Annotated in this window: 15 protein-coding genes, 1 rRNA gene and 1 riboswitch; of the genes, 3 read left to right on the top strand and 13 right to left on the bottom strand. The window is 70.0% G+C overall.

Annotated features, from left to right (window positions below; genetic code table 11):
* Window positions 1-63 precede the first annotated feature (63 nt).
* Window positions 64-1,581: a glutamate-cysteine ligase family protein gene (locus tag ACZ4VA_RS12570; RefSeq protein ID WP_356171344.1), complete on the bottom strand. Its 1,518-nt coding sequence runs from the start codon at window positions 1,579-1,581 to the stop codon at window positions 64-66.
* Between the two features lie 492 nt (window positions 1,582-2,073).
* On the opposite strand from ACZ4VA_RS12570, the gene ACZ4VA_RS12565 reads away from it, so the two are divergent.
* Together ACZ4VA_RS12565 and ACZ4VA_RS12560 are read left to right on the top strand one after the other, a co-directional pair.
* Window positions 2,074-2,658: a hypothetical protein gene (locus tag ACZ4VA_RS12565; protein WP_355788444.1), complete on the top strand. Its 585-nt coding sequence runs from the start codon at window positions 2,074-2,076 to the stop codon at window positions 2,656-2,658.
* A gap of 385 nt (window positions 2,659-3,043) precedes the next feature.
* Window positions 3,044-3,250, top strand: coding sequence for a DUF5999 family protein (locus ACZ4VA_RS12560; RefSeq protein WP_355788441.1), 207 nt, complete (start codon window positions 3,044-3,046; stop codon window positions 3,248-3,250).
* A 98-nt stretch (window positions 3,251-3,348) separates the two neighbouring features.
* Here the strand turns inward: ACZ4VA_RS12560 and gcvP are convergent, their stop codons facing one another.
* On the bottom strand, window positions 3,349-6,234 hold the full coding sequence (gcvP, locus tag ACZ4VA_RS12555) for an aminomethyl-transferring glycine dehydrogenase (protein ID WP_468081142.1): 2,886 nt from the start codon (window positions 6,232-6,234) through the stop codon (window positions 3,349-3,351).
* A 181-nt stretch (window positions 6,235-6,415) separates the two neighbouring features.
* A riboswitch (glycine riboswitch) is annotated at window positions 6,416-6,511 on the bottom strand.
* A gap of 116 nt (window positions 6,512-6,627) precedes the next feature.
* Between gcvP and ACZ4VA_RS12550 the strand changes: the two genes are divergently transcribed.
* Complete coding sequence (locus tag ACZ4VA_RS12550) at window positions 6,628-7,005, top strand: PRC-barrel domain-containing protein (protein ID WP_355789449.1); 378 nt, start codon at window positions 6,628-6,630, stop codon at window positions 7,003-7,005.
* Here ACZ4VA_RS12550 and ACZ4VA_RS12545 read toward each other — a convergent pair.
* From ACZ4VA_RS12545 to rrf, 11 genes are all read right to left on the bottom strand, one after another.
* Window positions 6,921-8,444 carry a DNA polymerase IV gene (locus tag ACZ4VA_RS12545; RefSeq protein WP_356171354.1) on the bottom strand — a complete coding sequence of 508 codons (1,524 nt, stop codon included), beginning with the start codon at window positions 8,442-8,444 and terminating at the stop codon, window positions 6,921-6,923. The genes ACZ4VA_RS12550 and ACZ4VA_RS12545 overlap by 85 nt on opposite strands.
* Window positions 8,445-8,531: 87 nt before the next feature.
* Window positions 8,532-9,164 carry a MerR family transcriptional regulator gene (locus ACZ4VA_RS12540; RefSeq protein ID WP_355789455.1) on the bottom strand — a complete coding sequence of 211 codons (633 nt, stop codon included), beginning with the start codon at window positions 9,162-9,164 and terminating at the stop codon, window positions 8,532-8,534.
* A 217-nt stretch (window positions 9,165-9,381) separates the two neighbouring features.
* Window positions 9,382-9,855 (bottom strand): bifunctional nuclease family protein, encoded by a 474-nt coding sequence (locus ACZ4VA_RS12535; RefSeq protein ID WP_006123076.1) that lies wholly within the window; start codon window positions 9,853-9,855, stop codon window positions 9,382-9,384.
* Between the two features lie 84 nt (window positions 9,856-9,939).
* A complete protein-coding gene (ftsR, locus tag ACZ4VA_RS12530; protein WP_356171360.1) occupies window positions 9,940-10,695 on the bottom strand; it encodes a transcriptional regulator FtsR in 756 nt (251 codons plus the stop codon).
* A gap of 38 nt (window positions 10,696-10,733) precedes the next feature.
* A complete protein-coding gene (locus tag ACZ4VA_RS12525; protein WP_356171363.1) occupies window positions 10,734-11,705 on the bottom strand; it encodes an FHA domain-containing protein in 972 nt (323 codons plus the stop codon).
* Between the two features lie 61 nt (window positions 11,706-11,766).
* Window positions 11,767-12,648, bottom strand: coding sequence for a DUF881 domain-containing protein (locus ACZ4VA_RS12520; RefSeq protein WP_389389054.1), 882 nt, complete (start codon window positions 12,646-12,648; stop codon window positions 11,767-11,769).
* Between the two features lie 5 nt (window positions 12,649-12,653).
* Window positions 12,654-12,986, bottom strand: coding sequence for a small basic family protein (locus ACZ4VA_RS12515; RefSeq protein ID WP_003988855.1), 333 nt, complete (start codon window positions 12,984-12,986; stop codon window positions 12,654-12,656).
* Window positions 12,983-13,879, bottom strand: coding sequence for a DUF881 domain-containing protein (locus ACZ4VA_RS12510; RefSeq protein WP_389389053.1), 897 nt, complete (start codon window positions 13,877-13,879; stop codon window positions 12,983-12,985). The genes ACZ4VA_RS12515 and ACZ4VA_RS12510 overlap by 4 nt, the downstream gene beginning before the upstream one ends.
* 99 nt (window positions 13,880-13,978) lie before the next feature.
* Window positions 13,979-16,474 carry a mannose-1-phosphate guanyltransferase gene (locus tag ACZ4VA_RS12505; RefSeq protein ID WP_355785662.1) on the bottom strand — a complete coding sequence of 832 codons (2,496 nt, stop codon included), beginning with the start codon at window positions 16,472-16,474 and terminating at the stop codon, window positions 13,979-13,981.
* Between the two features lie 111 nt (window positions 16,475-16,585).
* Window positions 16,586-17,194: a CDP-alcohol phosphatidyltransferase family protein gene (locus tag ACZ4VA_RS12500; protein WP_356171368.1), complete on the bottom strand. Its 609-nt coding sequence runs from the start codon at window positions 17,192-17,194 to the stop codon at window positions 16,586-16,588.
* A gap of 150 nt (window positions 17,195-17,344) precedes the next feature.
* Window positions 17,345-17,439 (bottom strand): 5S ribosomal RNA (rrf, locus tag ACZ4VA_RS12495); the annotation flags it as partial.

The following is a 17,439-nucleotide window of genomic DNA, read 5'->3' as shown; positions in this document are numbered from 1 at the left end:
CCGTCCGGGTGCGCCGCGCCGCCGGAGACGAGCTCGCGGAGGCGTCGGCGCACCCGGCGCCGCTCAGCCCAGCGGTACCGGCTCCGGCAGCCCCACCGGCCACGTGTGCACCGGCTCCCCGGCGTGCATCAGCTCGGAGTACCGCTTGGTGGTGGCGGCCAGCGCGGCATCGCGCCCGAGCCCCTTCTCCAGCGCCTGGTGGAAGGTGGCCGCCTGCCAACTCGCGCCGTTGACCCGGAGCCGGCACCGCTCCTCGATCACGCCCAGGTAGAAGTCCCGGTCGACGGGCTCCACACCCCACGCGTCAAGGCCTGCCGCCGCCAGCGGCAGCAGCTCGTCGCGCACCAGGTCCACGGCGTCGACTTCCGCGGTCCCGCCCGAGCGGCCCCTGCCCGGCCACTGGAGGCGCGCGTCGATACCGTCGCGGCACGCGGCCTCGAAGTTCGCGGCCGCCGCCTCGAACGGCATCCGCGTCCACACCGGCTTCGTCTCGTCGGCCAGTGCCCGGACGAGCCCGTAGTAGAAGGCGGTGTTGGCCATGACGTCGGTGACGGTGGGCCCGGCGGGCAGCACCCGGTTCTCGACCCGCAGATGCGGCACCCCGTCGGCGATGTCGTACACCGGCCGGTTCCAGCGGTAGACCGTGCCGTTGTGCAGCACGAGCTCGGACAGCTTGGGGACGCCACCGCCGTCGAGCACCTTCAGCGGGTCCTCGTCGTCACAGATGGGCAGCAGCGCCGGGAAGTAGCGCAGGTTCTCCTCGAAGAGGTCGTAGGCGGACGTGATCCACCGCTCCCCGAACCAGGTCCTCGGCCGTACGCCCTGGGCCTGGAGCTCCGGCGGCCGGGTGTCCGTGGACTGCAGGAACAGCGGCGGCCGCGATTCGCGCCACAGCTCGTGCCCGAACAGGAAGGGCGAGTTGGCCCCGACGGCGATCTGCGCGGCGGCGATCGCCTGGGCGGCGTTCCACACGTCGGCGAACCGCGCCGGGGTGACCTGGAGGTGCAGCTGCACGGAGGTGCAGGCGGCCTCCGGGGCGATGGACCGCGACGTGCAGACCAGGCGCTCCACCCCGTCGATGTCGAGCGCGAAGTCCTCACCGCGGGCCGCCACGATCTGGTCGTTCAGCAGGGTGTAGCGGTCGACGTCCGACAGGTTCGAGGAGACCAGGTCGTCACGGCCGAGAGTCGGCAGAATGCCGATCATCACGATTCCGGCGTCGACCTCCTTCGCTTTGCGGTGCGCATAGGCGAGGGACGTGCTCAGCTCCTCCGAGAGCTGGTCGAATACCCGCCCGCCCAATCGGTGTGGAGCGATGTTCACTTCAAGATTGAACATGGCGAGTTCTGTTTGGAAATCCCGGCTCGCTATCCGATCGAGTACTTGCGCATTCATCATGCGCGGCGTGCCGTCCGGCCCCGCCAGATTCAGCTCGATCTCCAGGCCCATCAGATTCCGCGGACGCTCGAAGCGCTGTTCCTCCAGCAGCCTCTCGAGCCCCGCCAGACACTCCTGGAGCTTGCTGCGGTAGCGCTGCCGATCAGACAGGTCGAACGACCCCGCCACGACCTTCTCTCCCATCGAAGTTTCCCTCCTTGGATGGGTAGGCCGATGCTCCGGCCGCTCTGGTTCACGGTCACGGTGGATGATGCCCCGGCAACGCGATCCATAACGTCCCGGGCGGGCGCCGGGCCCGCTACCCTGGACGACGAGTACCCCCCGGCACATTCACCAGGCATGGTGCCGCGCGCAGTTTCACTCCTTTGCGCGCTCGTGAAAAACGCCGACGAGAATCGGCCGACCGCTTCGGCACGGTAAATCGAGGTCAGCTCCGCGCACCCCGCGCGAAAAGGGGAGGAACGCCACCTTTCGACGACCGAATAGGTCCTTGTTCTTCATCAGCGGAACAGCTAGACGAAACATTGTGTGAACACGTGTCGTATAAACTCCGCAAACGAGGCAGAGAGTTGGCGCTCGCCGTCATTGCATCCGCCCCTCTGACCCCGAGAGCTGACAGTGTCGTCCGCCCCCGCCCTCGCGCCACCGTGCCTGTCGAATGAGAGGCGACCCACCATGCCGCTGCATGTCCCCCCGGCTCCCGCGCCCGCCCTGCGCTCTGTCCTCACGGCACTCGGTTCCCCCACCGCTGTCCGCGAGGCGCGAACCCCGTCCCTGCGCAACGCCCAGGGACCCGTGACACCCGAACTCCCCCTGCCCGTGTACGTCCTCGACCGGATCACGCCCGCCGGCGCCTCCGCCACCCGGCTCGCCGGATGGCGCTTCCTGATCCGCAGCGGCGAGCGCGCGGTGGCCGCCGCCGAGACGATGCTGACCCCCGACGGCTGGGCCTTCTCCCACTTCTTCGAGGGCCCGTACGTCACCGCCACCGAGCGTGCCCTGCGCCAGGCGGAGAACATGCAGATCCCCTACCAGCCGCGGCTGCTGTCCGTGCCCGAGCTGTACATGCTCACGCTCTGGCTGCACGGCGACTGCACCGCCGACGGCGCCGACGGCCACCCCGCCGCCACCGATCTCCTGGTGCCGCTCGCGCCCGCGCCGCCCGGTATCGCGGCCCATCGCCCGCACCGCGTCGCCGAGCTGCTGCCCGTGCTCACCCACCGGGTGACGCCCGCTCCCCTGCTCGGCTCGCCCGCCTAGGAGGACAGGGACACACCCCGGCGGCCGGCTCTCCGTTCCAGGCCCGTGCCCCGCAGTCGTCGACCGGCTGCGGGGCACGTCGCTCTCCCGTGCCACCTGGCGCTCGTACGAGTGGCGAGCCCCTCCGCCCCGTCCGGACTAGCCCCATCGGGCCACCCCGAACCACCCGAAGAGACAGTGCAGTTGGGATGAACCGCCCGCACGGGTGATGCGTCATCAACCTGTGAGAAGTGCTGCTGCCAAATCCCTGCGGATTGACGCCCGTAGGGCAACACTGGTTCCAGACCGACTTATCAAACGGGGGGCGGCCATGAACGACGTTCCGAGCCGCAAGACAGTTCCGACAGCCAGCTCACACGTCACGACCCAGCGAAAGACTCCATCCATGTGCCAGCACCAGCCACCGTGCCCGACAGCCGACTCCGCCGACCGGGAGGCCGCCCTTCATGTGGCGCACCACCCGGAGCAGGGATGGAGCCTGCTGTGCAACGGCGTCGTCCTCTTCGAGGACACCGGTGAGCTCCTGCCCGACGGCCAGATCATCGCTCCGCACCGCCCCATGGGCACGGGACAGGTGATGACGGCCGCCTGAGCCGCACCATCGGACGGCTGCGACAGCCGCCCATGCACAAGAGGGGCCGGCCCGGAGACGCACTCTCCGAACCGGCCCCGACGTATGTCCCGCGGTGACTACTCCTCGTAAGCGTCCAGCGGCGGGCAGGAGCAGACGAGGTTGCGGTCGCCGTACGCCTGGTCGATGCGGCGCACCGGCGGCCAGTACTTGTCCGCGGCCGAGACACCGGCCGGGAAGACGGCCTCGGCACGGCTGTACGCGTGCTCCCAGTCGCCGCCCAGCGCCGCGGCCGTGTGCGGAGCCCCGCGCAGCGGGTTGTCCTCCGCCGGCCACTCGCCCGAGCCGACCTTCTCGATCTCGGCACGGATCGCGATCATCGCCTCGCAGAACCGGTCCAGCTCCACCAGGTCCTCGGACTCGGTCGGCTCGATCATCAGCGTCCCCGCGACGGGGAACGACATGGTCGGCGCGTGGAAGCCGTAGTCGATGAGCCGCTTGGCGATGTCGTCCACGCTGACGCCGGTCGCCTTGGTCAGCGGGCGCAGGTCGATGATGCACTCGTGCGCGACGAGGCCACCCGGACCGGTGTAGAGCACCGGGTAGTGCGGCTCCAAGCGCTTGGCGATGTAGTTCGCGGACAGCACCGCGACCTGCGTGGCCCGCTTGAGGCCCTCGCCGCCCATGAGCCGGACGTACGCCCAGGAGATCGGCAGGATTCCGGCGGAGCCCCAGGGCGCGGCCGAGATCGGGCCCACGCCCGTCTCCGGGCCGGCCGCGGGCTGCAGCGGGTGGTTCGGCAGGTACGGGGCGAGGTGGGCGCGCACGCCGACCGGGCCGACGCCCGGGCCGCCGCCGCCGTGCGGGATGCAGAACGTCTTGTGCAGGTTCAGGTGCGAGACGTCGCCGCCGAAGTGACCGGGCTTGGCGAGACCGACCAGCGCGTTCAGGTTGGCGCCGTCGACGTACACCTGGCCTCCGGCCTCGTGCACCTGGGCGCAGATGTCGGCCACGTGCTCCTCGAACACACCGTGCGTGGAGGGGTACGTGATCATCAGCACCGACAGCTCGTCGCGGTACCGCTCGATCTTGGCCCGCAGGTCCTCGACGTCGATCTCGCCGTCCCCGGCGGTCTTCACGACGACGACCTTCATGCCGGCCATCACGGCGCTGGCCGCGTTGGTGCCGTGGGCGGAGGACGGGATGAGGCAGACGGTGCGCTGCTCGTCGCCGTTGGCCCGGTGGTATCCGCGTACCGCGAGCAGACCCGCCAGCTCGCCCTGCGAACCGGCGTTGGGCTGCAACGACACGTTGTCGTAGCCCGTGACCTCGGCGAGGCGGTCCTCCAGCTCGTGGATGAGCGTCAGGTAGCCCTGCGCCTGCTCGGCGGGCGCGAAGGGGTGCATCTGCCCGAACTCGGGCCAGGTGACCGGCTCCATCTCGGTGGTCGCGTTGAGCTTCATCGTGCAGGAGCCCAGCGGGATCATGCCGCGGTCGAGCGCGTAGTCCCGGTCCGAGAGCCGGCGCAGGTAGCGCAACATCGCGGTCTCGGAGCGGTACTGGTGGAAGACCGGGTGCGCCAGGTAGTCGTCGGTGCGCAGCAGCGACTCGGGCAGCGTGTCGGCGGCCGAGGCGTCCAGCTCCTCGATGTCGCCCTCGACGCCGAAGGCGGTCCACACGGCGCCGAGCTGCTTGCGCCCGGTGGTCTCGTCGCAGGCGAGCGACACGTGGTCGGCGTCGACGAGGTGCAGGTTGACCCCGCCCTCGCGGGCGGCGGCCACGACGGCGGCGGCCCGGCCGGGGACCCGCGCGGTCAGCGTGTCGAAGTACGAGCCGTGGACGACCTCGACGCCGCCGGCCTCCAGGCCCGCGGCGAGGATGGTGGCGTAGCGGTGCGTGCGCCGGGCGATCGTCCGCAGGCCCTCGGGTCCGTGGTAGACGGCGTACATGCCGGCCATGACGGCGAGCAGCACCTGCGCGGTGCAGATGTTGCTGGTGGCCTTCTCCCGGCGGATGTGCTGCTCACGGGTCTGCAGGGCCAGGCGGTACGCCTTGTGCCCGTCCGCGTCCACGGAGACGCCCACGAGCCGGCCGGGCAGGCTGCGCGCGAACGACTCGCGGACGGCCATGTAACCGGCGTGCGGCCCGCCGAAGCCCATCGGCACACCGAAGCGCTGGGTGGTGCCGACGGCGATGTCGGCGCCGAGGTCGCCGGGCGCGGTGAGCAGCGTCAGGGCGAGCAGGTCGGCGGCGACCGTGACGACGGCGCCGAGCTCGTGCGCCTGCTCGATGACAGGCTTGATGTCGCGTACGGCGCCGGAGGCGCCCGGGTACTGGATCAGCACGCCGTTGATCTCGCGGCCGGCTACGTCGGCCGGGAGGCCCTCGCTCAGGTCGGCGACCACGACCTCGACGCCGGTCGGCTCGGCGCGGGTCTGGATGACCGCGATCGTCTGCGGCAGGGCGTCCGCGTCGACCAGGAAGAGGCCCTTCTTGTTCTTGCCCATCCGCCGGGACAGCGCCATCGCCTCGGCGGCGGCGGTGCCCTCGTCCAGCAGCGAGGCGCCGGACGTCGGCAGGCCGGTCAGCTCCGCGACCACGGTCTGGAAGTTGAGCAGCGCCTCGAGGCGGCCCTGCGAGATCTCCGGCTGGTACGGCGTGTACGCGGTGTACCAGGCCGGGTTCTCCATCACGTTGCGCAGGATCACCGGCGGCGTGAAGGTGCCGTAGTACCCGAGGCCGATCATGGAGTCGAGCACCTGGTTGCGGTCCGCGAGGGAGCGCAGCTCGGCCAGGACCTCGGCCTCGGTGCGCGCGCCGGGGAGGTCCAGCGCGTCGGCGTTCTTGATGACGTCCGGGACCGCGGCGGCCGTGAGCTCGTCGAGCGAGCCGTATCCGACCTGCGCGAGCATCTTGGCTTGGGCCTCGTGGTCGGGCCCGATGTGGCGCTGCTCGAACGGGATGCCCTGTTCGAGCTCGGAGAGCGGAATGCGATGGGCGGTCATTGCGGAGGCCTCCTGGTCTGACACGACCTTCGGGGGGTACCACGACGCGGGTACCCCGACGGCCTCCCCCTCTGTCATCTCAACCTGAGAGCTTCACCGGGCCGTCCAGCAGCGGACGGACCGGCTTTCACCGTCGGTGAGGGCGGGAGCCGACGACGCCCGCCCTGCTTTCCAGAGTGACCTCGTCCGTGCGGTACGTGTGCCTGAGAGATTCCGGGGAGGATTTGCTCCTTCGGCGCCTCCGGATCTCGCCGGAGGACTCTCCCGCACGGGGTCAGCAGCCGTATGCCAGCCTACCAGCGAGGACAACGCACGGGCTTTCGAGTGGCCGCCTTCCTGAATGTGCTCTTTCGTAGTGCTTACGGATGAGTTTTGCGACCAAGAGGAGGGACCGTGCAGACCGACATCGATCCGCGCAACCTGATCGGCCGCAAGGCGTTCGACCGCAAGGGCACCAAGATCGGCACGGTCGACGAGGTGTATCTCGACGACGCCACCGGAGCGCCCGAGTGGGCTGCCATACGGACGGGCCTGTTCAGCCGGGACGCGTTCGTCCCGCTGGAGCCCAGTGAGGTCGTGGAGGGGACCCTCCGGGTGCCCTTCGACCGCGCCCTCATCAAGGACGCGCCCGATTTCGGTGTCGGCCGCCACCTCTCCCCGGAGCAGGAACTCCAGCTCTACCACCACTACGGGCTCGATCTCGCGTCGCCCGCCCCGCCGGACCGCGACTTCGGCCGGCTCGCCGGCTCGGAAGAGGCCGGACCGGCCTGAACGCCCCGCTCCTCGGCGCTCTCCCTCGCATCCGTCACCGCCGCTGTCCCGCTCGCCGTCCCCGCGCCCTCCGCGGCACCGCCGGCCCCCGGCACCGGCGCGACCAGGGGCAGCGGGTCCGCCGGCTCCAGCGCGGGATCGTCGGTCCGGAACGTGCGCACGCGCCCGGGCCCCGAGTACGGCGTCTCGAACCGCACGGTCACCCGGCCGAGGCCGCTCCCCTGGACCCAGCCGTGCCCGTACTCGGCGTGCCGCACGTCGTGCCCCGACGGCCAGCGCCGCTCGGCCGGCGCCTCCGCCTCCGTGACGGCCTCCGGCACGCCCTCCTCCTCGGCCTGCTCCTGCGCCAGCAGCTCGCCCGCGGCGGCCTGGGCCTGCGCGAACAGGTCCTCCTGGGTGTAGTCGGCCAGCCCGGTGACGCCGACGCCCAGCAGCCGGACCCCGCCGGTCGTGTCCACCGAGTCCAGCAGCCGGGCGGCGGCCTCGCGCACCACCGAAGGGTCGTCCGTGGGCCCGCGCAGCGTCTCGGACCGGGTCAGGGTGGAGAAGTCGTACCGCCGCACCTTGAGCACCACCGTCCGGCCCGAGCGCCCGGCCTTCCGCAGCCGCACCACGCACCGGTCGGCGAGCCGCTGCACCTCCGTGGACACCCGCACCCGGTCGTGGATGTCGACTTCGTAGGTGTCCTCGACCGACACCGACTTGGTCTCGCGCTCGGCGACCACGGGCCGGTCGTCGTGCGCCAGGGCCATCGCGTACAGGGCGTGTCCGTGTGCTTTGCCCACGAGCCGCACCAGCTCGTCCTCGCCCGCCTCGGCGATCTCCTCGACCGTGGTGATCCCGGCGCGCCGCAGATGGTCGCCGGTCGCGGGCCCCACGCCGGGCAGCGTCCGCACCGACATCGGCCCGAGCAGGGCGCGCTCGGTCCCCGGCTCGATCAGCACCAGCCCGTCGGGCTTGGCCTGCTCGGAGGCGATCTTGGCGATCATCTTGGAGGCGGCGAGCCCCACCGACCCGGTCAGTCCCGTGACGGCCCGGATGTCGGCGCGCAGCTTCGCGCCCACCAGCCGCGCCGAGGTCTCGTCCCAGGCGGTCCCTGCGGCCTCCAGGTCGACGAACGCCTCGTCCAGGCTCAGCGGCTCCACGAGCGGCGACAGCTCCCGCAGCAGCCCCATGACCTGCTCACTGACGTCGCGGTAGAGCTGGAAGCGCGGTACGAGGTAGGCGGCGTTCGGCGCCAGTCGGCGGGCCTGCGCCATGGGCATCGCCGAGTGCACCCCGAACACCCGCGCCTCGTAGGAGGCGGTGGCGACCACACCGCGCACCCCGAGCCCGCCCACCACCACGGCCTTGCCGCGCAGGCTCGGCTTGGCGGCCTGCTCCGCCGAGGCGAAGAAGGCGTCCATGTCGAGATGCAGGATCGTGGGCGCGGTTCTCACATGTCCGATGCTGCCCTACGCCACTGACAATGCCCTGCCGGCCGCGGACCCCCGCGACGCCGCACGTGAGACGTGGGCGCCACGAGGTCAGACGGCGCGGTTGCGGCGCCGGGCCAGCTCGTCGGTGGGGTTCTGCCCGATCAGGGTCTCGCCGGTGTCGACCCGCTCCCCGTGCAGCTGTGAGAGCGCTCCCTCGACGTCCCGCCAGACGACCCCCACGGCGATCCCGAAGACCCCCTGGCCGCCCTGGAGCAGGGCGTGGACCTCGTCGGGCGAGGAGCACTCGTAGACCGTCGCCCCGTCGCTCATCAGCGTCATCCGCTCGAGATCGGCGAATCCCCGCTCACGCAGGTGCTGGACCGCGGTGCGGATGTTCTGCAGCGACACCCCCGTGTCGAGGAACCGCTTGACGATCTTCAGGACCACGACGTCGCGGAAGCTGTAGAGGCGCTGCGTCCCCGATCCGTGGGCCGGTCTCACGCTGGGCTCCACCAGGCCGGTGCGCGCCCAGTAGTCCAGCTGGCGGTAGGTGATACCCGCCGCCGCGCACGCCGTGGGACCGCGGTATCCGATCTCGTCGGACACCGACTCTTCGTCCGGCACCGCTGTCGGCCGCTGTGGAGCGGAGCCGGCCGCGTTGCCGTGAAGCGGGTACGGGCCGCTCTCCCCCAGACTGCGTCCGGGGGCACCCCCAGCCGTACCGTCGCCGCTGCTTCTCACGCCGACCTCCGTCCTTGAACTGCCTTCTCGACGGTAGGCAGTCGCCAGGGGTGCGTCAACGATCGCCACACTCGGCACGCCGAGTGATAATCACCCTAGGAGTGGTTTCCCGTGCCCCACCGCGGGGAAAGGCTAGCCGAATGCTCTCCGCGCGGGCCGTAAGACGCCTCACTGGCCTCCGGCATGTGCCGCTCGGAACCGCGGGCGGGCGGGGACGTCACTGACTGTTGGTCCCGAAGTCCTCGGGCGAGATCTGGTCGAGGAACTCGCGGAACTTCTCCACCTCGTCCTCCTGCTCGTCCGGGATCGCGATCCCCGCGTCGTCGAGCACCCCGTCGCTGCCGTAGATCGGCGTTCCGGTGCGCAGCGCGAGCGCTATGGCGTCGGACGGCCGCGCGCTCACCTCGACCCCGCTGGCGAAGACCAGCTCGGCGTAGAAGACGCCCTCACGCAGATCCGTGATGCGTACTTCGGTGAGCTCCTGGCCGACGGCCTCCAGCACGTCCTTGAACAGGTCGTGGGTCAGCGGTCGTGCGGGGGCCATGCCCTGCTGGGCGAAGGCGATCGCCGTCGCCTCCCCCGGGCCGATCCAGATGGGGAGGTAGCGGTCGCCTCCCACTTCGCGCAGGAGCACGATCGGTTGGTTGGAGGGCATTTCGACCCGGACACCTACGACATCGAGCTCGTTCACACAGCAACCCTAGGCCGTGCTCGGGACGTTTGGGTAGTCGGGCACAGAACGGGTGGACGATCCGCCACCGGCGAACACCCTCGCTCAGGGCAGCCGGACACCCAGCGCCGTCTGCACCAGAGCCGCGTGCAGCTTGACCGTGAGCCCCGCCAGCTCCTTCGCACGGGCCTCGGCATGGGCCCTGGTCTGCGGGTTGCGGTGGCGCCGCAGCGGGGCCACCACCTGGTCCACGAGACCGGCCTCACGGTCCGCGGCGGCCTTCATCGCGCGCAGGTGGCGCGGCTCGATCCCGAACCGGCCCAGCTCGACCACGAGCGCGGCCACGGTGACCGCCTCGGCGTCGTAGCCCCCGTCCGGCAGTGGAGTGACGAGCCCGTACGACTCCCACTCGGCGAGCTCCCGCTCGTCGATCTCGGCGGCGGCGAGCAGCTCGTCGCGGCCGATACGGGCCGCGGTGGGCGCCTCCGGCTCCCCGAAGAGGTCGCCCAGGCGCTCGCCGTCCCCGACGTCGCGCTGGCGGCCCAGCGTGGGCAGCCGCACGTCGTCGCCCCGCTCCAGGGCGTCCAGGTGCTCCCGGATGACCTTGAGCGGCAGGTAGTGGTCGCGCTGCATCCGCAGGACGTGGCCGAGGCGCTCGACGTCCTGCGCGCTGAACTTGCGGTACCCCGAAGGGGTCCGCCGTGGCTCGATGAGGCCTTCGGCCTCCAGGAACCTGATCTTGGAGATGGTCACTTCGGGGAACTCGTCGCGCAGCGCGCTGAGCACCGTGCCGATGCTCATCAGCCCACTGTCCGCGGCGGCGGTGCCGCTGCCGGCACCGCCGCTCGGTGTTTGAAGCATGGACCTTCCCTGGGTCCCCCCGGACGGAGTTCGGGTGGTCAGACTCCCCGCTGGCTCGCGTAGAAGACCAGCCGGTACTTGCCGATCTGCACCTCGTCGCCGTTCGACAGGGCGACCTGGTCGATCCGCTCCCGGTTGACGTACGTGCCGTTCAGGCTGCCGACGTCGGCGACCGTGAACGAGCCGTCCGCGGCGCGGCGGAACTCCACGTGGCGACGCGACACCGTCACGTCGTCCAGGAAGATGTCGCTCTGCGGATGACGTCCCGCCGTGGTCAGCTCACCGTCCAGCAGGAAGCGGCTGCCCGAGTTGGGACCACGGCGCACCACCAGGAGCGCCGATCCGAGAGGCAGCGCGTCGACGGCCGCCTGCGCCTCCGGGGAGAGCGCCGGCGACGGCGTCTGGCCCGTCACCTCGGAGTCGTAGGCCTCCAGGCCGGAGATGGAGATCGTGGACGTCGTCTCCGACGGACGCTCCGGAACCGCCCCGCCCCGCAGCGGCGCACCGCAGTTGGAGCAGAAACGGCTGTTCTCCGCGTTGCGGTTGCCGCACCTCGTGCATACCAGGGCCGACATGGACGGATCCTCCTGCCGCGGCTGCCCTCCAGGGGCTTGGGACGCGTACGGACCGGAGGTGTACCCTCCGCCCGCACCCGAGGTCGACGGATCCCCGAAACCTATGCGCCCGGACGCGGCAGGGTCAACAGACGGCGCGCCCTGACCACCGGGAACGTCACCGCCCGGACCAGCGACCTGGTCCCGGAACAACGGGCGGTCGCCCTGTCCCTCCGCGTCCCCGGGGCGCGGTGCACGGTGGCGGGCAGTCGCGTTCTCGTTGCCCTCTCGTGCGCTCTTGCCGAACAACTTCGCAAACAACTTCACGGGCGATTCCCCTTGACCGAAACAGACCCGCCCGTGGGGCAGGACGAACCCTGATTGAACACACCGGTCGACCCGGACATCCTCACAACGTCCGTATCCACCTGACAGTTTCCACCACGCACCACCCATTCGGTGCGCCGACCCCCCGCAACCTCATGCCCTGGCCCGGCAGCCGCCATGCGCCCGCGCCTCACGGGGAGGACGACCGAGCGTAGTCAGGCCGCTCCGCCGGTCGCAAGGCATCCACGACGATCTTCGTCGAACGGTCCACCGTGACGGTGGCCTGCTCCTTCTCCAGCGTCTGCACCACACCTCCGGGGATGTTGAGCGCCGGCTCCAGATCCTGCGGCTTGCCGATGACCTTGAAACGATAGGGCTGGGTGATCTTGTTCCCGTCGACGCTCACTCCGGCGCCGGAATCCGTCAGATAGGTGTCGGCGACCACCCGGACGCCGTTGACCTGGATCGCCTCGGCCCCGGCCGCGCGCAGTTCCTGGATCGCGTCGAGCAGCATGTCCGCCTGGACCGTCCCCTTCGTGTCGTCGATGGTCACCGTGATCCCGGGTCCCTGCGCCGCCACCGTGCCCGCCAGAATGCCGAGTTGCTTCTCCTTCTCGACGGTCTGCTTGCGGGCCTCCTCGGCCTGGTTCGAGCTGTTCCGCAGCTCGGTGCGCTGGTCCTCGAGACCCTGCTTCTCGTCCTCAAGACGCTGAGTACGGTCGTCGAGTTCATCGAGGATGCGTACGAGATCCTCCTGGCGGGCACCCCGCAGGGCGCTCCCGCTGTCGCTGTTCGAGGCCACCTGGACGGCCAGGCCGAACCCGAGGCCGAACAGCAGCAGCGCGACGATCAGTTGGGCGCGGGTCACCCGCGGCGGCCACAGGCCCTTCGCCAGCCGCTGACGGCCGGTCAGCGAGGGCTCGCCCTCGCCCTTCTCCTGCTCACCCGGTGCCGGCTCCGGCTCGGAGGCCGGCGGCGCGGCCGGGACCTCCTCGGGCAGTTCCCTGCGCAGGCGGTGCTCCGAACTCGCGGGAGTCTCGGAGCCCTTGGGTGTCTTGTCCTCGTCGCTCATCGGTCTCACGCCCGGAAGACGTGCCGGCGGATGGCCGCGGCGTTGGAGAAGATCCGGATGCCGAGCACGACCACCACACCCGTGGAGAGCTGGGCGCCGACGCCCAGCTTGTCGCCCAGGAACACGATGAGCGCGGCGACGACGACGTTCGACAGGAACGACACCACGAAGACCTTGTCGTCGAAGATGCCGTCCAGCATCGCGCGCAGGCCTCCGAAGACGGCGTCGAGCGCCGCCACGACGGCGATCGGAAGGTACGGCTCGACGACGGCCGGGACCTCGGGCCGGACCAACAATCCAGCCACGACTCCCACGACGAGGCCCAGTACGGCGATCACGATGTGCCCTTCTCTGTGCTCGGCTCTGCTGTTCGTACGATCACACTCGGTGCGGCGGGCAGCCGGACGTCATCCTCCACGGAGATGCTGGTCCGGATGTCGAAGTTCTCCCGCAGCGCGTGCAGGTACTGACCGTCGGCGCTGTTCTGGAACCGGGTGCTCAGCCGCTTGCCGTCCCCCACCGCGAGCACCGTGTACGGAGGCACGAGCGGCTTGTTGTCGACCAGTATCGCGTCACCCGCGGCCCGGATCGCCGACAGCGCCGTCAGCCGCTGTCCGTTGATGGACACGGCCTCGGCGCCGGACTGCCAGAGTCCGTTGACGACGCGCTGCATGTCACGGTCGCGCACGCGTCCCGTGTCGGAGAAGTCGGAGGTCTCGCGCGGATCGCCGTTGCCCCCCGAAGAGGCGTCCTTGGCGTCGTCGACGACCAGCCTCACACCGGGACCGTGCACCGCGGTGGCACCCGACAGGATGCCCACCAGATCGGCCTGGTCCCCGCCCCCGTCCTGCTTCAGCGCCTCGCGCTGCCGGGCGCTCACGTCGTCCCGAAGGGTGTCGACGGCGCTCTCCAGCTTGTCCGCGGCCTTGGTCTCGCTCTCGATGCGGTCGATGAGCTCCTGGCGCTCCTTGGCGACCACGGGGGCCGCGACGCGCGCCTGCGCCGCTCCCACGGTCACCACCAGCCCCGCCAGCACCAGACCGGCGGCGAGCCCCAGCTTCGCCCGGAGGGTCTTCGGCAGTCCGCCGGCTTCCTCGGACTTCTTGCGCGCGGCCGCCTCGGCGTACCCGTCGTCAAGACTGTGGTCCATGACGTTGGTGAGCAGCGACATGGAGGCGTCCGGGCGCGTAGGTCGCGTGGGGGTGCTCCGAACGGGGGGCTGCTGCGGCATGCCGCACATCGTGCCACGTCGCCGGTGCTACCTCCGAATGGCCCCACCGGCGTGCCGGACAGGCACCCTTGAGGAGCACTTGTCCGGCACGCCGCTTGCTCAGCGGCCGGCGCTGTCCACGATCGCCGACCACTCGTCGAGCAGGGCCTGGGCGGACGCGTCGTCCGGGCCCTCGGCCCACAGGTGCGTCACGGCCTCCGCGGGGTCCGGGAGGACCATCACCCAGCGGCCGTCGGCCTCCACGACCCGCACACCGTCGGTCGTGTCGACAAAGCGATCGCCGGCCGCCTCCACGACCCGCCGCATGACGAGCCCCTTGACCGCCCACGGAGTCGCCAGGTCACGCTTGAGCACGTGCGCCCGCGGGATCCGCGCGTCGATCTGGCTCAGGGTGAGCTGCGTCCGCGCCACCAGCCCGATGAGCCGTACGAAGGCCGCCGTGCCGTCGAAGACACTGCTGAACTCCGGGATGATGAAGCCGCCGCGGCCGTCGCCACCGAAGATGGTCGACTCGTCGCGCCCCACGCGGGTCAGGTCGTCGGGCGACGTCGTCGTCCACTCGACCTGGGTCCCGTGGTACGCCGCCACCTGCTCGCCGATCCGGGTGGTGGTCACCGGCAGCGCCACCCGCCCGCTGCGCCGCTCCGCGGCCACCAGGTCGAGCATCACGAGCAGGGCCCGGTCGTCCTCGACAATCCGCCCCTTCTCGTCGACGAGCGACAGCCGCTCACCAACCGGGTCGAAGCGCACACCGAAAGCGGCCCGCGCGGACGCCACGATCTCTCCGAGCCGCACCAGACCCGAGCGGCGCGCGTCCGCCGTCTCCGTGGGCCGCGACTCGTCGAGACCGGGGTTGATGGTGAGCGCGTCGACGCCGAGCTTGCCGAGCAGGCTGGGCAGTACGAGACCGGCGCTGCCGTTGGAGGCGTCGACGACGACCTTGAGTCCGGACTCGGCGATCCCGGTCGTGTCGACATTGCGCAGCAGCGAGCCCGTGTACGAGTCGTAGACGCTCGCCGGGAAGTGCAGGTCACCGATCTCGCCCGGGAACGCACGCCGGTACTCCTGACGTGCGAACACGCGGTCCAGCTTGCGCTGGCTCGCCTGCGAGAGGTCGGCGCCGTCACCGTCGAAGAACATGATGTCGACCGAGTCCGGTACACCGGTGGTCGTCCTGATCATGATGCCGCCGGCACTGCCTCGAGCCGTCTGCTGCCGGGCCACCGGCAGCGGCACGTTCTCCAGGTCGCGTACGTCGATGGCGCTGGCCTGCAGCGCCGAGATGACCGCGCGCTTCAGGGCACGCGCACCACGCGAGTGGTCACGTGCCGTCGTGACGGTGGAGCCCTTCTTCAGCGTGGTCGCGTACGCCCCCGCGAGGCGCACGGCCAGCTCCGGGGTGATCTCCACGTTGAGGATGCCGGAGACGCCACGGGCGCCGAACAGATGCGCCTGTCCGCGCGACTCCCAGATCACCGACGTGTTGACGAAGGCGCCGGCCTCGATGGTCTTGAAGGGGTAGACGCGTACGTTCCCCTGGATGATCGATTCTTCACCCACCAGGCACTCGTCACCGATGACGGCGCCGTCCTCGATCCGTGCGGCGCGCATGATGTCGGTGTTCTTCCCGACCACGCAGCCGCGCAGATTGCTGTGCTGCCCGATGTACACGTTGTCGTGCACGACGGCTCTGTGCAGGAAGGCGCCGCTCTTGACGACGACGTTGGAGCCCACGACGGTGTGCTCACGGATCTCGGCGTCCGCCTCCACCTTGGCGTAGTCGCCGATGTAGAGCGGTCCCCTGAGCACGGCGTCGGGGTGCACCTCGGCACCCTCGGCGATCCAGACGCCCGGGGAGATCTCGAAGCCGTCGATCTCGACGTCGACCTTGCGCTCCAGGACGTCGGCCTGGGCCTTGACGTAGCTCTCGTGCGTGCCGACGTCCTCCCAGTAGCCCTCGGCGACGTAGCCGTAGATGGGCTTGCCTTCCTTCATCAGCTGAGGAAAGACGTCACCGGACCAGTCGACGGAGACGTCGGCCTCGACGTAGTCGAAGACCTCGGGCTCCATCACATAGATACCGGTGTTCACCGTGTCCGAGAAGACTTGGCCCCAGGTCGGCTTCTCCAGGAAGCGCTCGACCTTGCCCTCCTCGTCCACGATGGTGATGCCGAACTCCAGCGGGTTCGGCACACGGGTCAGGCAGACGGTGACCAGCCCACCCTTTTCCTTGTGGAAATTGATCAGGTCGGTGAGGTCGAAGTCGGTCAGCGCATCGCCGGAGATGACGAGGAAGGTGTCGTCCTTGAGCGCTTCCTCGGCGTTCTTGACGCTCCCGGCGGTACCGAGTGGCTTCTCCTCATTGGCATAGGTGAGCTCCATACCGAGCTCTTCGCCGTCCCCGAAGTAGTTCTTGACCAGCGAGGCCAGGAACTGGACGGTAACGACGGTCTCATTGAGCCCATGCCTTTTGAGCAGCCGCAGCACGTGCTCCATGATCGGGCGGTTCGCCACGGGCAGGAGCGGCTTGGGCATGCTCGAGGTCATAGGGCGAAGGCGTGTGCCTTCGCCTCCGGCCATCACGACGGCCTTCATGTCGGAAGCGTCCTCCTTGAAGAGACTGACTAGCCGACTTCACCCGTCCAAATTGTCCCGCACATTTCGTCGGCGGGCCAACGAGCCACTACAGCGCCCCGATGGGCGAGCTCAATCGGCCATGGTGTCCGCCGTGACAAGACGGCGGACCTGAACCACGTAGAGGACTCCTGCCCACCAGTACAGGGTTGTACCCCACCCTGCGAACGCCCATCCGAAAATAGCTCCGAGTGACGCGATCCAGCCGCTCGCGTCGCTGAGCAGCAGCAACGGGAAGGCGTACATCAGGTTGAAGGTGGCTGCCTTTCCCAGGAAGTTCACCTGGGGCGGCGGATAGCCGTGCCGCCGGAGGATGCCCACCATCACCAGCAGGACGAGTTCGCGCGCCAGCAGTACGCCGGTCAGCCAGAGCGGAAGAATCTCCCGCCAGGTGAGGCCGACCAGGGTGGACAGGATGTAGAGGCGGTCGGCCGCGGGGTCGAGCAGCCGGCCGAGGCTGCTGATCTGGTTCCAGCGCCTGGCGAGCTTTCCGTCCAGGTAGTCGCTGATGCCGCTGAGCATGAGCACCAGGAGGGCCCAGGCGTCGCTCTTGGGGCCTCCGAACTCCGGCCAGAGGATCAACCACAGGAACACGGGCACACCGACGAGACGCGCCATGCTGAGGATGTTCGGGATGGTGAGGACCCGGTCTGTCTGGACGCGGGTCTCCTGGACCTCCACCCGGGGGCCTCCTGTGGGAAACGAGCCGACGATGCCCCCTGACCTTACCCGCAGCCTTCACACAGCGAGGCGGAGGGGTGCCGGCGCCGCCGGGAAACAAAAAAGCTCCGGCTCTCGGGCGAATGCCCAAGAGCCGGAGCTATAAAAGGAGTTCGGCGGCGTCCTACTCTCCCACAGGGTCCCCCCTGCAGTACCATCGGCGCTGTAAGGCTTAGCTTCCGGGTTCGGAATGTAACCGGGCGTTT

Source organism: Streptomyces sp. NPDC028308, assembly GCF_055565855.1.
This window is presented reverse-complemented; position numbering and strand designations above follow the sequence as displayed.

What these genes read in the sequence shown, in the direction of transcription:
- ftsR (WP_356171360.1), bottom strand. Translation starts at nt 10,695, where the DNA reads ATGCTTCAAACACCGAGCGGCGGTGCCGGCAGCGGCACCGCCGCCGCG.
- ACZ4VA_RS12510 (WP_389389053.1), bottom strand. Translation starts at nt 13,879, where the DNA reads ATGCCGCAGCAGCCCCCCGTTCGGAGCACCCCCACGCGACCTACGCGC.
- gcvP (WP_468081142.1), bottom strand. Translation starts at nt 6,234, where the DNA reads ATGACCGCCCATCGCATTCCGCTCTCCGAGCTCGAACAGGGCATCCCG.
- ACZ4VA_RS12525 (WP_356171363.1), bottom strand. Translation starts at nt 11,705, where the DNA reads ATGGGTGGTGCGTGGTGGAAACTGTCAGGTGGATACGGACGTTGTGAG.
- ACZ4VA_RS12520 (WP_389389054.1), bottom strand. Translation starts at nt 12,648, where the DNA reads ATGAGCGACGAGGACAAGACACCCAAGGGCTCCGAGACTCCCGCGAGT.
- ACZ4VA_RS12570 (WP_356171344.1), bottom strand. Translation starts at nt 1,581, where the DNA reads ATGGGAGAGAAGGTCGTGGCGGGGTCGTTCGACCTGTCTGATCGGCAG.
- ACZ4VA_RS12565 (WP_355788444.1), top strand. Translation starts at nt 2,074, where the DNA reads ATGCCGCTGCATGTCCCCCCGGCTCCCGCGCCCGCCCTGCGCTCTGTC.
- ACZ4VA_RS12505 (WP_355785662.1), bottom strand. Translation starts at nt 16,474, where the DNA reads ATGAAGGCCGTCGTGATGGCCGGAGGCGAAGGCACACGCCTTCGCCCT.
- ACZ4VA_RS12560 (WP_355788441.1), top strand. Translation starts at nt 3,044, where the DNA reads ATGTGCCAGCACCAGCCACCGTGCCCGACAGCCGACTCCGCCGACCGG.